This window comes from Chthonomonas sp. (genome assembly GCA_016788425.1).
In the GTDB taxonomy this organism is placed as follows: Bacteria; Armatimonadota; Fimbriimonadia; order Fimbriimonadales; family Fimbriimonadaceae; genus JAEURQ01.
On record JAEURQ010000002.1, the window covers coordinates 656533 to 670415 of the forward strand.

General features: G+C 59.9%; 14 protein-coding genes. 7 read left to right on the forward strand and 7 right to left on the reverse strand.

All coding sequences use genetic code 11. The features are described from left to right. Positions 1-58: 58 nt before the first annotated feature. Together rpsD and JNJ45_05145 are read right to left on the reverse strand one after the other, a co-directional pair. On the reverse strand, positions 59-697 hold the full coding sequence (gene rpsD / locus JNJ45_05140; protein MBL8048047.1) for a 30S ribosomal protein S4: 639 nt from the start codon (positions 695-697) through the stop codon (positions 59-61). Positions 698-781: 84 nt separating this feature from the next. Beyond that, positions 782-1417, reverse strand: a complete 636-nt coding sequence (locus tag JNJ45_05145) for a class II aldolase/adducin family protein (protein MBL8048048.1) — start codon at positions 1415-1417, stop codon at positions 782-784. Positions 1418-1465: 48 nt separating this feature from the next. Between JNJ45_05145 and JNJ45_05150 the strand changes: the two genes are divergently transcribed. Further along, complete coding sequence (locus JNJ45_05150) at positions 1466-3586, forward strand: hypothetical protein (GenBank protein ID MBL8048049.1); 2121 nt, start codon at positions 1466-1468, stop codon at positions 3584-3586. Here JNJ45_05150 and JNJ45_05155 read toward each other — a convergent pair. Further along, on the reverse strand, positions 3569-4750 hold the full coding sequence (locus JNJ45_05155; protein MBL8048050.1) for an MFS transporter: 1182 nt from the start codon (positions 4748-4750) through the stop codon (positions 3569-3571). The genes JNJ45_05150 and JNJ45_05155 overlap by 18 nt on opposite strands. 127 nt (positions 4751-4877) lie before the next feature. Here JNJ45_05155 and JNJ45_05160 point away from each other — a divergent pair, with 127 nt between their 5' ends. The 3 genes from JNJ45_05160 (at position 4878) to JNJ45_05170 (ending at position 7522) form a co-directional block, all read left to right on the forward strand. Next, positions 4878-5921: a PEP-CTERM sorting domain-containing protein gene (locus tag JNJ45_05160; protein ID MBL8048051.1), complete on the forward strand. Its 1044-nt coding sequence runs from the start codon at positions 4878-4880 to the stop codon at positions 5919-5921. 189 nt (positions 5922-6110) lie between these two features. Continuing rightward, a complete protein-coding gene (locus tag JNJ45_05165; GenBank protein ID MBL8048052.1) occupies positions 6111-6662 on the forward strand; it encodes a hypothetical protein in 552 nt (183 codons plus the stop codon). Then, complete coding sequence (locus JNJ45_05170) at positions 6659-7522, forward strand: hypothetical protein (GenBank protein MBL8048053.1); 864 nt, start codon at positions 6659-6661, stop codon at positions 7520-7522. The genes JNJ45_05165 and JNJ45_05170 overlap by 4 nt, the downstream gene beginning before the upstream one ends. Here JNJ45_05170 and JNJ45_05175 read toward each other — a convergent pair. After that, positions 7514-8263, reverse strand: coding sequence for a hypothetical protein (locus tag JNJ45_05175; GenBank protein ID MBL8048054.1), 750 nt, complete (start codon positions 8261-8263; stop codon positions 7514-7516). The genes JNJ45_05170 and JNJ45_05175 overlap by 9 nt on opposite strands. Positions 8264-8310: 47 nt before the next feature. After that, the gene (nadE, locus tag JNJ45_05180) at positions 8311-9174 is read right to left on the reverse strand and encodes an NAD(+) synthase (protein MBL8048055.1); all 864 of its coding nucleotides are present in this window, start codon (positions 9172-9174) and stop codon (positions 8311-8313) included. Positions 9175-9204: 30 nt separating this feature from the next. On the opposite strand from nadE, the gene JNJ45_05185 reads away from it, so the two are divergent. Continuing rightward, positions 9205-9855 carry a hypothetical protein gene (locus tag JNJ45_05185; GenBank protein MBL8048056.1) on the forward strand — a complete coding sequence of 217 codons (651 nt, stop codon included), beginning with the start codon at positions 9205-9207 and terminating at the stop codon, positions 9853-9855. After that, positions 9848-11266 (forward strand): sugar ABC transporter ATP-binding protein, encoded by a 1419-nt coding sequence (locus JNJ45_05190; protein MBL8048057.1) that lies wholly within the window; start codon positions 9848-9850, stop codon positions 11264-11266. Before JNJ45_05185 ends, JNJ45_05190 begins: the two co-directional genes overlap by 8 nt. Here the strand turns inward: JNJ45_05190 and JNJ45_05195 are convergent. Both JNJ45_05195 and JNJ45_05200 read right to left on the reverse strand, forming a co-directional pair. Then, positions 11263-12093, reverse strand: a complete 831-nt coding sequence (locus tag JNJ45_05195) for a hypothetical protein (GenBank protein MBL8048058.1) — start codon at positions 12091-12093, stop codon at positions 11263-11265. The two genes, JNJ45_05190 and JNJ45_05195, sit on opposite strands and share 4 nt — an antisense overlap. Further along, positions 12090-12569 (reverse strand): hypothetical protein, encoded by a 480-nt coding sequence (locus JNJ45_05200; protein ID MBL8048059.1) that lies wholly within the window; start codon positions 12567-12569, stop codon positions 12090-12092. Before JNJ45_05200 ends, JNJ45_05195 begins: the two co-directional genes overlap by 4 nt. Before the next feature lie 40 nt (positions 12570-12609). Between JNJ45_05200 and JNJ45_05205 the strand changes: the two genes are divergently transcribed. Then, on the forward strand, positions 12610-13881 hold the full coding sequence (locus JNJ45_05205; GenBank protein MBL8048060.1) for a hypothetical protein: 1272 nt from the start codon (positions 12610-12612) through the stop codon (positions 13879-13881). Positions 13882-13883: the final 2 nt, after the last annotated feature.

Below are 13883 nucleotides of genomic sequence, written 5' to 3' on the forward strand. Positions count from 1 at the left end.
AGTAAAGGGGCGAAACCAATCGGTTTCGCCCCTTTTGCTGTCTTGTTCTCGACTCGTCTTAGCGAGCGTAGAATTCGACGACGGCGCTTTCCTTGAAGAACTTCGGGAAGTCTTCGCGCTCGGGCAGAGCCACGACTTGAGCCGACATGTTGGCCACGTCAACGTCAAAGTACGGCGGCACCGCGGCGCCTTCGTAGTGGTTCATGCGAGCAATCTTCTTGCTCTGATCGCGATCGCGGACGGCGACCTTGTCACCCACCTTCAGTTGGTAGCTCGCGATGTTCACGATCTTGCCGTTGACGGTGATGTGGCAGTGGCTCACCATTTGGCGGGCTTGGAAAATGGTGGTGGCGTAGCCGAGCTTCCACACGGCGGTGGCCAGGCGAAGTTCCAGCAAGCGCAGGAAGTTCAGCGAGGTGTTGCCGTGCATCTTGGCGGCGCGCTCAAACGTGCGGTGGAATTGCTTCTCCAGCATGTTGTAGTAGCGTCGGATGACTTGCTTGGCGAGAAGTTGCTCACCGTATTCCGACGTTCGGCGCTCGCGTTGCTGCGGGCCATGTTGACCCAGCGGATACGGACGCTTGTTGCTGGGGCACTTTGCGTTACCCCAGATGTTGAAGCCGACTTTGCGGCAGATATCTGTTTTTCTTCCTCGATAGGTTGCCATGTTATAAGTTCCAATGAGTGCGGTTCTCATTCGGGAACCTTAGGATTCTCACGCGCCCAGCAGCCAACTTTGCGCGTTCCCTTTATCCGCAGAACTTCCTTTATACCCGAAAACCTACAACTTTCCATTAAGGCCGATGCGCAGCATCTCATCAAAAGCCGCGGGCGGCATTGGTTTCGGTTCGCCGAGTTGGCGCGCGTAGAAAATCACTTGCGCTACGCGCTCTAAGGTTTCCATCCGGTAGAGCGCGTCCATGAGCGAGTTGCCCATCACCACCGCGCCGTGATTCGCAAGCAGAAACGTCTTGTGATCGTCGCAATAGCGCTCCAGCGCGTCGGGTACTTCGTTGGTGCCGGGCATGCCAAACGGAACCGTGGCCACGCTGCCGAGCACAATCGCGGCCTCGGGCAGCAGATCATCCGGAATCTCCTCACCGGCTAAGGCAAAGGCCGTCGCGATCGGCGGATGGGCATGAACCACGGCCATGCAGTCCTTGCGCACGGCGTACATGCGAAGGTGCATCTTGATTTCGCTGCTGGGCTGGCCGCCATCTTGCGGCTCGCCGTGGTTGTCAATCACCACGAGGTCGCCGGGCTTAAGATGCCCTTTCGACACCCCGCTAGGTGTGCAAAGAATGCGCTGCGGCGAAATGCGGGCACTGAGGTTGCCCTCGGCGCCGCCCACCAGCCCGCCGTGCCAAAGTCGCCGCCCGACATCGCACATGAGGGCCCGCAGTTCTAGTTCGCTCACAACCCCCCATTATCCCGGTCTGACCCGCGCGACGGTGTAGGATGAGGCATGCATCAATTGTTATTGGCGGTTGCCTTGGCCGGGGGCTCGGCCCATGCCGATCGGGTCATCCACCGCGCGGGCCCAATCCGCACTTGGGATGAGGGCGTGCCGCTGGGCAATGGGCTGGTCGGTGGATTGCTGTGGGGCGAGGAGGGCGTGCTTCGCCTCAGTTTGGATCGCGGCGACCTTTGGGATCTGCGCCCCGCGCCGGGTACGGACGATAAGGATTTCAACTACGCGGCGATGAAGCGGCTCGTGGCCGCGGGAAATCAAGCTGAATTGGATCGGCTGTTCGACGGTCCGTACAACCATCCGTATCCCACCAAAATCCCCGCCGGGCGCGTCGAGTTTAGGCTGCCCGGACGCCCCGAGTCGTTTGACCTGAACCTGGACCGCGCGACCGGCACGGTGAATTGGGCCGGCGGCACGGTGCGAGCGCTCATCGCCGACGCGATTTTGCTGGACTTTCAGGGCTTGCCGGTGGAGCCAGTTCTCCAGCCGCCGAAGTCCGTTGCCAAACTGGGCTACGAATTGGCCCGCGTTGAATCAACAGAAGGGGCGACTTGGTTCACCCAAAAGTGCGCGGAAGGCTTGGAGTTCACGGTTTATGTGGCCCGCACCAAGTCGTTGGTTGCCGTCAAGATCGGCCGCAGATTGGCCGAGGCACGACGCGGCGCAGAGGCCTCGCTTCGTAAGGGTTGGGCGGCGACCGCCCGAGACCACGAGAAGTGGTGGTCGAAGTTTTGGGCGCAAAGCTCGGTGACGATTCCGGACGCCAAACTCCAAACGCACTACGATTTGGTGAAGTATTTCTATGGCGCGGCCAGCCGCAAAGGCTCGCCGCCGATGCCGCTGCAAGGAGTGTGGACCGCCGACGAGGGCAACTTGCCGCCGTGGAAAGGCGACTACCACAACGACCTCAACACGCAGATGACTTACCTGGCGTATCCCACAGCGGGGCTGTGGGACTCGGGGCTCAGTTGGATCGAGTACAACTGGCGGCTGTTGCCGACTTATAAGGCGTTCGCGCGGAGCTTCTATGCCGTTAATGGCGCGGTGATACCGGGCGTGATGACGCTCGACGGGAAGCCGCTGGCGGGGTGGGGCATGTATGCGCTTTCGCCGACGAACGGTGCGTGGATCGCGCACCAGTTCGATCAGCACTGGCGCTACACCGGCGACCCCAACTTTCTGCGGAACCGAGCGTATCCCTTCTGTCGCGAAATCGGGACCGCCCTGGCCGGGCTCCTGCGACCCGACGGCACCCTGCCGCTTTCCAGTTCGCCGGAGATTCATGACAACTCGCTGCGAGCCTGGTTGAAGCCGAATTCCAACTACGACGGCATGCTCATGCAGTGGCTGTTTGGGGCGTTGGCCGACATGACCACCGAGCTGAAACTCACGCAAGAGGCAAACAAGTGGCGGGCGTTGGCGGCGCGGATTCCGGCGTGGTCGCGCGACCCCGAAGATAGCGGTTTGGCGTTTAGCGAAGGCGAACTTTACCGCGATTCGCATCGGCACTTTAGCCACGCGCTCGGCTTGTATCCGCTCAACACGCTCGCCCCCGACACCAACATGGTAAGCGCCACACTGGAGCGCATGAAGAAACACGGCACGGCGTGGTGGACCGGCTATTCGTTCGCGTGGTTCTCGGCCATGCTGGCGCGCTGCAATCGGTCCGACGAGGCGCTCAAACAATTGCAGGACTACGAGCGGGCGTTCATTCTGCCCAACGGTTTCCATGTGAATGGCGACCAGACCAAGAGCGGGCTTTCCAACTTTCAGTACCGACCGTTTACGCTAGAAGGAAACTTTATCGCGATGCAAGCGGTGCACGAAATGTTGATCCGCAGCGAAGGCGGCGTGGTCACTGTGTTTCCGGCGATGCCAAGCCAGTGGCGCGACGCTTCGTTCCGGGCCCTGCGGGCGCACGGCGGCTTCATTGTTGATGCTACACGGCGAGATGGAACTGTCACGTCCATCCGCGTGAGGGCAACGCAAGACAAGGTTCTACGCCTGACGAACCCGTGGCCGGGCCACAAGGTTAAGTGGAGCCGCCCCGTGGAGCACAAGGGCAGCCTGATTGAGGTGAGGCTCAAACCGGGCGAATCAATCAGCGCTCGTTGAAGCAGGGGCACTACTCACGCTAAAACTCAAAGCGATCACTCCCGCGAGGCACACAAGCCCGGCGGCAATGTAGGGGTAGCTGGGGTCGAGGCTGAACAGCTGGGTGCCGACGGCTGGCGCGACGAGAAAGCCGAAGCCTCGCGAACCTTGAAACAGGCCGAACAACTCGCCGTGGCGCGCTTTCGGCACTAAGTCGCTCGCGGCCATGTTGACAATCGGCGTGCTCATGGCATTGCCGAGCGCGAACAACGTAGACGCCACCACGAGCACGACCAGCGACGGCGCGAACGGCATGAGCACAAGGCCCGCGCCTTGAAACAGAAAGCACAGCTGCAGGAAGGCGCGATAGCTGAGCCGCTTGCGGAGCCACATGAGCAGCCACGTTTGGCAGCCGAGAGCGACGAGCGCCTCGTAGCTGAAGAGAAACCCAAAGTGCTTTTCGTCGAGCCCGAGCGTGTGCTGAATGAGCAGGCCAAACGTGCCTTCGAGCAATGCCAGTGCAAACCACGCGACCATCGCCGTGATGGCGAGCACCCGTAACTGTGGCACCTCGCGGAATAGTACGATGCCGAACGGATTGCGTTTGCGCTGGGTGACGACTTCGGGCTTATCTTTCGCGAGCACCATAAACCCGGCGATGATCCCGGCAAGGCACAAGCCCCCGGCGAGCAAACCGAGTCCTTGGCGTCCGATGAGGCTTGGCATGAGGCCGCCCACGGCCGGTCCACAAAGAAGTCCTGCGGTCATTGCCGCGCTAAAGTGGCTGATCGCCCGGTCGCGCTCCTCATCGCTCACCAGATTGGTCAGCAGGGCGTTGCCGACGGCGACGTTGGCCGCTCCGATTCCGGCGAGAATCCGGCAAACGAACATCAGGCTCAGGTGGTCGGCAAAGGCATACAGCAGCATGGCCACGCAGCTAAAGCCGGTGCAAAGCAGGAAGATGTTGCGCCGCCCGACGCGGTCGCTGAGCGAACTCCAGATCGGGGAGAACACAGTTTGCGAGGCAAACATGCTGCTCATCAGCGCGCCTAGCACCCAGCCATCCGCGCCGAGCGACTTGGCCCGAAACTGGACGTCAGGGATGAGCATGGTGAAGCCCACCATATCCAGAAAAACGATCGCCAAAATCACGGCTTTGGCTCTCTGGACTTGCTTGGGCGTCACGCCAAGACTGTACCGCGCAGGTTCAACTCGATGCCATTTCAAGAGTTTTGCAACGATTTAGCGGAGATTTAGCGATGGCCTGATATAACCATAAGTGCTTCGGCAAATTGAAATACAAAGGAGTTAAATGATGAAATTTAATCGCTCTCTCGGCTTACTTGTCGTCTTCTGCGTTGGTTCTGCATGGGCCCAATCGAAGATCGGCATTGACAGTTTCACTGGGAATCTCAGCGTGAACGGCTCGCCATACGGCGGCGGCGAATTGACTTGGGGTGATCAACTGAGTTTAGGTGCAAATGAAAGCAGCTCGTCCGCGGTTCTCAAACCCGGCACGCAGGCAGAATTTGACGCGTATCGCTCGATGCTCAAGTTCTCGGCCAGTTCGGTTGCGGCCGATTATATGTTGCCTAGCGACCGCTTGGGTGGAATGAGCGCGGCAGCCAGCATGGAATCGCGTGTCTTTGGCACTTGGAATAACGACTGCATGACCAACTCGGATTCGCATCGATTCGGCATGAGCTTGGAAGAGTTCAACGGCGACGATGCTTCGATTGATGTGGACATCCAAGAGGCTCCGAAGCCGTCGATCTCGGGGACAACGGGTAGCTTCACTGTAGGTGGTTTGGATGGCTCGGCCGTGGACCTTGATCCTCGAGTCGGATTCATCAAGATTGACAAGTCGGTAACGCCGAGCTTTGCCATGACCTTTGCAACGCCGGATATCTCATTCACGCGACCGGATCTCATGTGGGCCGATGGAACGTCGCAGGCCTCCATTTTCCACGACACTTCGTGGAATGGCGCTTGGGCATTTTTCGAGCAGACTTCGGGCGGTTCAAGCACCCACATCTTCTCCGCCGACAGCCTGGATCGATATCACTGGATGCCCGGCGATGGCGCTGGCACGATCTCCCGCTCGTCTTACGCTGACGTCCTTAATATGGACTTCTCACAGATGGCGGTCGGAACTTACAGTGTAAAGCACTGGTCAATCGGCTGGTGGGGCATTGGCAACACTGAAGAAAGCGATTGGAATTGTGCGTTCGGCGGAATCACTCAAGAGATCGTTGAAACGAATATCCAGATCGTTCCCGAGCCGTCGTCCTTTGCGGTTATCGCCCTCGGTGCAGGCATGTTCCTTCGTCTGCGCCGAGCGAAAGCTCGGAACTGAGAGAGAATGGGGCCTTGCGCGAGCCGGGCCCTCCCTCCCCTTGGTTAAACTGGCACAATGAGTGCCGGTCTTCCGCCAATCCCAATACTCGATGAGGATTGGTCCTCTAGGCCGCCCATTGTGGAATGCAATCAGCCCTTGGTTGAGTTGCCCTCCGCAGGGCGGCTTTTTGCGGTCAGCATGTATTGTGTGGCTGGCCTCCCTGGGGCAACTGAGGCCGTCCTGGTTCGCGAGGAAGTACAGCGTCGTTTGGCTGTGGCGGTCGAGGCTTTGCCACATGAGATTGGTTTGAGAGTGAGCGACGGCTACCGCCCTCTGGTGGTGCAACAAGCCCTATGGGACGAAATGATGGCAACCACGCGTCGCCTGAACCCTGAGTGGAGCGGCGAACAGCTGCTGGCGCAAACCCGGAGATTTGTCGCGAGTCCGGAGTTCAACCCTGTCCAACCCCCGCCTCACTTGACCGGCGGTGCCGTCGATGTGTCGCTCATTTGCTTGGCCACCGGCGAACCCGTGGACGTAGGTACCTCTATGGATGACGCGCACGACCTTTCCTTGACCAGCGCCTTGGAACGCGAGCCGCTTGGCGAGCCGGGCCGCATGCGCCGCGTGCTGTATCACGCCATGATCGGCGCCGGCTTCGTCAACTACCCCAACGAGTGGTGGCACTACGAGTACGGCACCATCCGCTGGGCCAAGCAAACGGGCGCGCCGTGCGCTATCTACGGAGGCTTGCAATGACTCGCTCGCACGTGTTGATGGTCCGCCCCGACCACTTTTCGGTGAACCCCGAAACGGCGGCGACCAACGTGTTTCAGCGCCCGGTTGTGGGCGATATCGCCGAGCTCGCTTGCGCGGAGTTTGACAATGCAGTTGCGATGCTAAGCGAGGCGGGTGTCGAAGTGACGGTGCTGCCCGGTCTGCCGGACGCGCCCGACGCCGTCTTCCCGAATAACTGGATCAGCTTCCACGAGGATTTTGTCGTCGTGTATCCGATGCTCAACGCGAGTCGCCGTCGCGAGCGCCGGGTCGGCGCGCTCGCATCGTTGATCGGCAATCGCCGCATCATTGATCTGACTCAGTTTGAGGCGGATGGTCAAGCCCTGGAGGGCACGGGCAGCCTGGTGCTCGACCAAAAGAACAACCTCGCGTACGCTTGCTTAGGGCCGCGCACGCACCCGGCGCCCTTGGCCGAATGGTCCCGCCAAACCGGCATCAAGGTCATCGAGTTCGAAGCCGAGCTCGATGGCAAGCCGGTGTATCACACCAACGTGATCATGGCGATCGGCGAAGACGAGGCGCTCATGTGGCACGGCTGCGGCGACGATGTCCGAGCCGGACTCGCCTCAACCGGTCACCGCATTGTGGAGCTTTCGGATGACGAGGTCCGGGGTTTCGCCGGCAACGCTATGGAATTGCAAGGTCACGAGCGCGCCTGGTGGATGTCGGCGACGGCACGAGCCGCGCTCACGGAAACACTGCAGCAGCCCATCTACTCGCCCGCCATCGCGACGATTGAAGCCTCAGGCGGCTCGCTTCGCTGCATGATGTGCGAGGTAATTAGCGCAACGAACAGTTCTGCGAGACAGGTCCTAGGCTGAGCGCAAGGTTGCGGGGCTCAACCCGTCATACAGGAGTTCTAAGCCGTCGGCAGTTGGAAGGAAGACGCGATCGTGGCGGCCCCAAAGACCAACAGGCCATGGACTCAGTGCTCGCGGATTTAGGATAATATCCAGCCGTGGCTTCCAAGGGTCCTGATGTCGAATCAACTCATATGCCTTTAAGAACAAATCGACGGCATGCAGGCACTCATCCATGGTTTTGGCATTTCTGTCTAAAATTGAATCTAGGTCATGCTCAAAAATGCCGACTTGGGCAATTCGTAAGATTGATAGTGCAGAGATGCTTTGGTTCTCTGTATGGTCATTGAACCTCCAATGTTCATGCGACCTGTCGTTTAGTACTCTTGCTATGAGATGTGGGTACAGGACGGCTTCGCCGCGCCAAACTGCAAACACCAACATGTTAGGATGCTGACTGGCAGAAGACAATTGCTCACTTTTCTTCTTAATTTTCCTCTTCAGCATCTCAAGAGCGGGGGCATCCTTAACAATCATGACGCCCTCTCTAATGAGCCTCTCGGCATACTCGTCATCTTTTGCTTGTGTCGAGTGGTCGCGATCAGTGACTTCCCAAGTTGCCCTGATTCCGCGATGGTCCCAAGCTGAGAAATCCGGACGCTTGTTTCCAGACAATACTTCGTACCTAACATCGAGGCTCCCCTGCAACTCTTGCAAGTAATCCCAGACAAATGGTTCTGAGTTTTTTAGCTTTTTTGCCATTCAAAAACCAAGACGTGGACAGCGCACAAGCGGATGCAAAGGATTGTCTAGTAATCCACGGGACGCAGATAGTAGTCGTTGATGCTCGTGTCCGTGAGCATCGCGACCGTCGGCAAATGCCGCTTCCAGTGCGTGCCATCCACGCGCCGCCAGACAAGCTGGACCTCGGCATCGGGGAAGCCAAGACCAACCAACCCGGCGCGGTCATAGCCTTGCAGTAGGTAATGCAGAATCAGGTCGGCGCGGGCGTAGCTGATGCCGAAATCACCCTCATCCGTTTGCCCCGGAACTAGGTCCGCCGAGGCGGGTTTGTCCACAATCACCTCGGGCACGCCCAACTCGCGGGCGATGTCCCAAACTTGGGACTTGAGCAAGTCGCCCAGCGGATTGATCGGCGGGCTATCGTCGGCGTGCCAAGTAAAGTAGCCAAACAGCCGCTCAGTTTTGTTGCCCGTGCCAATTGGAAGGCCGCCGATGGCCGCGCTCTGATCAAACAAAATATTGGCGCGGCATCGCGCGCAAACATTGCCGATGCGCGTGGCGGAAACCTCGCCGCCGAGCTGGGTCAGGTAGCCATCCACCATGTCCGTAATCGGGATCGTCATTGGTTTGAGGCCGAGGTCGTCAATGACCAGCTGCGCGTGGTCCAGTGAGTTTTGCGAACTGATTTTGTACGGCATGCGCACGACGAGTGTGTTTTCGGGACCGAACGCCCGCGCGCAAAGGTAGGCGACCGCTGCGGAATCCACGCCGCCCGACAGACCCAGCACGGCTCGGTGAATGTTGCGCCGCACCTTGCACTCGTGCACCAAAAACCGCACCAGCCAATCCACGACGAGGGGCGGATTGATCGCCAGCACCTCGGCGGTGGGGGCCGCTTTTTTCGGCGCGCGGACAATCGGGACGCTCATGCTTCTAGTCTACGCGAGTAAGCTAGCGGCATGCCATTTCTCTCGCCGGAAGGTGAGTTTAATATGAACGAAGACCGCCGGTTACTCGCCGCGGCCGAGGCGGGTCAGCCGGGTTGGCGAGTCTACAGTTGGGCTGAGCCTTGCGTGACCCTGGGGCTGAGTCAGCGGCCGGAGCGCGATCTGTTGCCCGAAGCGGAGATTGGTTTCGCGCCTCGACCGACCGGCGGTCGCGCCGTGCTCCACGGTCACGATATTACGGTGGGGCTCGCGTTTCCGCTTCTCTTGCTGGGCTTAAGCACCGGCGAGCGGAGCGTGGCGCGGGTCTATCGGGCGGCGATCGCGCCGATGGTGGTCGCTCTGCGAGCGGCGGGGATTGACGCGATGTTCGGCGATGATCGCCCGAGTGTGCTCACCGGCGGACGCAGCAGCGACTGCTTCAGTCTGCTCAGCGGCAACGACGTGATCAATGCCGTCACTGGCACTAAGCTCGGCGGATGCGCCCTGAAGGTCACCGAAACCGCCGTGCTCGTGCAGGCAAGTTTGCCGGTCAGAATGCCGCAGATCAACACGCAAAAGGTGTTCCGGCTCCCGGCGGCGGTCTACCCGACCGATATTCCGCGGGAGCTTTTTGAACAGGCGTTAGGCCAGGCTTGCCAGCAGACGGTGATGGCGCATGCTTGAGGCGCGGCAGGTCAGCAAAAGCTACCCCGGCGTGCGCGCGCTGGCCGATGTTTCGCTGGCGGTTGCGCCGGGCGAGTGCGTTGCGCTGATCGGCGAAAATGGGGCGGGGAAGTCTACGCTCATCCGCTCGCTGAGCGGAATCGAGAATCCCGATTCCGGGCAGGTCGCGACGTCGGGGCCCATCGCAGTGATCTTCCAGGAGCTCACAGCCATTCCCGACCTGGATGTGGCGAGCAACATTTATCTGGGCCACGAGCCTAAGCGCGGCCCGATCATTGATCAGGCCAAGCTGCACGCCGATGCCGCCGCCGTACTTGCGCGAATCGGGAGCAGCATCGCGCCGACCACGATGATGCGTGACCTCTCGGTGGCGAGTCAGCAGATGGTGGAGATCGCCAAAGCGATCGCGCGGCAAGCGAAGTTCGTGATCATGGACGAACCGACTTCCAGCCTGAGCGCGGGTGAAACCGATGCCCTGCTGAGCCTGGTTCAGGAACTCAAAGCGAGCGGTGTCGGAGTGCTGTACGTGTCGCACCGTCTCGGCGAGATCATGCGCATCGCCGATCGCGTGGTGGCCCTGCGCGACGGGAAAAACGCAGGCGAACTCACCGCCGCGGAGATGACCATCGAGACCATGGTGCAGATGATGGTCGGTCGCGAACTGGCCGCGTACGAACCCAAAGCGCACTCGCCGGGCGCAACTCGCCTGCAGGTCACCGGTCTTCGCACCAAGGCAAATCCTGAGCGCGAGATTACGTTTTGCGTGGCTGCGGGAGAGGTTGTTTGTTTGGCCGGGCTGGTGGGCGCGGGCCGCACGGAAGTCGTGGAAGCTCTCGCCGGGGTTCAAAAGCCGCGCGGCGGTTCGGTGCAGGTGGATGGACGCGAGGTGCCGCTCAACAACGTGCGCGCCGCCATCGGCGCCGGCATCTGCCTGGTGCCGGAAGATCGGCGTCAAAGCGGGCTGCTCACCGAGCTTTCTGTGCTAGAGAACTTTGCCTTGCCGAATCGCCATGCGGCCCGCCTGGATACCCAGCGCGAGCAAGAACTCGCCACAAGCCTCGTCGAAAAAATGAGCGTCAAAACCTCGACTACGAGCACGGCAGTTAGGACGCTGAGCGGTGGTAATCAGCAGAAAATCGTCATCGGCAAGTGGTTGCCGCATCAGCCCAAGGTACTCATTCTCGACGAGCCGACGCGCGGCATCGACGTGGGTTCCAAGGCCGAGATTTACGACCTCATTCAGAACCTGGTGGAGCAGGGCATGGCGTGTCTTGTCGTGAGCAGCGACATGGAAGAGGTCCTGCGCCTGGGCGATCGCATTTTGGTGATGTCGGAGGGCCGCTTGTCTGGCGAACTCAGCCGCACCGAAGCCACCGAGGAAGCGATTATGGCCTTGGCCGCTCCGGTTTAACGGCGCTGGCTTTCGATCAGTAACTCAGCTAGGTGGCGTGGATGCGTCATGTGCGCCATCGGCGTGATGCCGTTGTAGCTCCAGACGAACCAGCGACCCTTTTGGTAAGTGCGCAGGAGCGCGAACTCCTCGGTGGAGGCCGTCTCCTCGCGCATGGTGCCGCCGCTCTTCTCGACCAGCCCTCGCGCCACTTCCCACGTGCCGGCGTAGGTCTCGGGCGTAATCTGGGTCGTGGTCATAATCACCGTCATTTTCCCGGCGATGGCCGGCTGCACGATTGGGTCCCAAATGCTGAGGTGCGCCGGAAGCGGCTTGCGCTCGGTGGTCACCGCCGGATCAAGCGACCCGTACAGCGAATCGGCGAGAATCACAGTTTTTAGTTGGCTGGCAAGGGCCGGGTCCTGGATGAGGTTGCGCACCGCGCCAAACCCCGCGCTGAAACTGGTGATGCCCCACTGCTGCGTGGGCTTGCCAAGGGCGGCGTCAATCTGCTCTCGCCACGCGCGGAAGCTACCGATCTCGGTGAACGGCTTGCCATACACGGTGGAGCCTTGGCCGAAGTTGCAGATCACCACCGGCGTGCGCCACTTGGCGCGTTGGTATTCGGAAACCACAAACCACGGCGCGGAGTGAAAGTGAATCCAGACTTCGGGCTTGCGGGGAGCCCGGTACCCGTCGGGCACAAAGAGGGTCGCTTTTAGGTCGCCGACGTTGAGCTCGGTGACTTTGCCGCCCGTGATTTCGGTCGGCGGCCCGATCTGTCGCTCGCGCATGATCGGCGGGGTGGGGCCAGCGGCGATCGCCGCGAGGCAAAGCAAAGGGCTCATTTCGGGAATCCCGGCGCGCCCATGATCAGATACGCCTGGCCGTGGTGGTAGCCCGGGTGAAACGCCATGCGCGCCATCGCGCCGGTGCCGGTGATGACCGGGCCCAGGGCACTGGTGAGCTGCACATCGCGGATGCTCGCCTCGGCGGCGAAGAGTTCGCGGGCGGCTTTTTCGCCCATCACGAGCGCCTGTAGCACGAGCTCGGGCGTGATCTCCGCATCCGGGTAAGGGAAGGGCAGATCGTTCACCGAACCCTCGGTTGCGCATCGCGCGACCTTGGCCTCGAACTCGTCAAGCTCCTTGCCCAGGCACTGGGCGGTAAACCACACTTCCACGCCAGCCACATGAATCGCCATCTGCCCGATCGTGAGCGCGTCATCGTGGAGCTTAAAGTTCAGTTGAGCCTGGTTCAATGCCTCCACCGAACTGGCAAACCGCCCCCGGCTGATGTTGTAGGATTCTTCAAAATCGAGCATAGCGGCAGTTTACACTCGCAACTTGGCATATAATTGCGTTATGCGATTGCGCTTCTTGACACCATGGCTCCTTATTGTGGCGGGCTGCGGAGGCGGTGGGGGCACCTCCGCAAAGTCGCCCGTATTGGACGCTTTCCACAGCACGTTTAAACCGTATCTGGCGCAAGATTTGTGGACCGAAACCGAGATAGGCGACGCTGGCACATGGCTAGCAGTACCCGCCATTTACGCTGCGCGCACGAACAACGGCGAAATCATGGCCGAGTATCGCAAGTTCTTCGATCGAATGCTCGATTCAATCACCGAACTTCCGAGCTCCGATGTGCATCGCATTCAGTTTGCCTACCTTATCGCCGTTTTCATCGGTGAAGCCCATCGGCATGGGCTTGATGCCTCGATTCCGCCGAAACTTCCCGAGTTTGCAGCCCGCGAATTCAAGCGCTTGTGGAATGAAAAGCCGGCCTGGCAGTGGGTTGGCCCGGGGTTCCCAGGCGGGATTCAAGAAAAGGTGAATTGGAAGTTGGCCGCGGGTCCAACTTCGCCAAGCTACTTGCGTGTGATCAACGACGACGAGATGCTCACCATGTGCACGGCCGCCGAACTTGTCAAGTTCGCACGGGAGACGGGCAAACTCGGAAGTTTTCTCGCCGACCTCGAAACGGCCACCGAACTCGGGGTGGCCACAGTCAAAGTAAGAGGCGAGGATACAAGTGAGGGCGGTTGGCTCTTTAATCGCGGTCTTTGGTATGACCACCAGGATTTCGAGTACAGCTCTTACACAACGCCGCCCGATCCGTACGGCTACCAAAATGGACGACGAGCAAATGTTGCCGAGCCAATCTCCAATTCTATGCGCCTAGGTGCCTGGCTTCAATCTCTCCAGCACGGCGCACAGGATTCCGAGGATGTGTCCGAACTGCGCAGGATTCGCGGGCGAATGGCCTGGCAAATTCTCAATCGAGTCGCGAAAAAGAATCCGACCAACCCTAATGTTCGCCTCGCATTTACGAATTACATGGATGGGCACAATGGCTATTACCAGTACCGTTCCAACTCGCAGCCAGGGTTTGAACCATCTGCGCTCAGCGGGACGCCGTTCATGGGTTGGTGGGGAATGTTAGGTGGCAGTTCGATCGGCGCGATGTATGACGAAATGGCAAGCATGTTCCCCCTCAGTTCCCGCGAATTCTATCTTTACAGCATCGAAACAAACCAGTATCGCAACCCTGCTGTGCGCGATCCGGCTAGCTTTTATAGCGGTTTGCGTTGGATGGTCTGCAAAATGGCGGCGGAAATCGCCGTTCGCGAGTAGGC

Excerpts from the sequence above, each read along its gene's own strand:
- rpsD (MBL8048047.1), bottom strand. The coding sequence starts at position 697 with ATGAGAACCGCACTCATTGGAACTTATAACATGGCAACCTATCGAGGA.
- JNJ45_05150 (MBL8048049.1), top strand. The coding sequence starts at position 1,466 with ATGCATCAATTGTTATTGGCGGTTGCCTTGGCCGGGGGCTCGGCCCAT.
- JNJ45_05160 (MBL8048051.1), top strand. The coding sequence starts at position 4,878 with ATGATGAAATTTAATCGCTCTCTCGGCTTACTTGTCGTCTTCTGCGTT.
- JNJ45_05170 (MBL8048053.1), top strand. The coding sequence starts at position 6,659 with ATGACTCGCTCGCACGTGTTGATGGTCCGCCCCGACCACTTTTCGGTG.
- JNJ45_05175 (MBL8048054.1), bottom strand. The coding sequence starts at position 8,263 with ATGGCAAAAAAGCTAAAAAACTCAGAACCATTTGTCTGGGATTACTTG.
- nadE (MBL8048055.1), bottom strand. The coding sequence starts at position 9,174 with ATGAGCGTCCCGATTGTCCGCGCGCCGAAAAAAGCGGCCCCCACCGCC.
- JNJ45_05185 (MBL8048056.1), top strand. The coding sequence starts at position 9,205 with ATGCCATTTCTCTCGCCGGAAGGTGAGTTTAATATGAACGAAGACCGC.
- JNJ45_05190 (MBL8048057.1), top strand. The coding sequence starts at position 9,848 with ATGCTTGAGGCGCGGCAGGTCAGCAAAAGCTACCCCGGCGTGCGCGCG.
- JNJ45_05195 (MBL8048058.1), bottom strand. The coding sequence starts at position 12,093 with ATGAGCCCTTTGCTTTGCCTCGCGGCGATCGCCGCTGGCCCCACCCCG.
- JNJ45_05200 (MBL8048059.1), bottom strand. The coding sequence starts at position 12,569 with ATGCTCGATTTTGAAGAATCCTACAACATCAGCCGGGGGCGGTTTGCC.
- JNJ45_05205 (MBL8048060.1), top strand. The coding sequence starts at position 12,610 with ATGCGATTGCGCTTCTTGACACCATGGCTCCTTATTGTGGCGGGCTGC.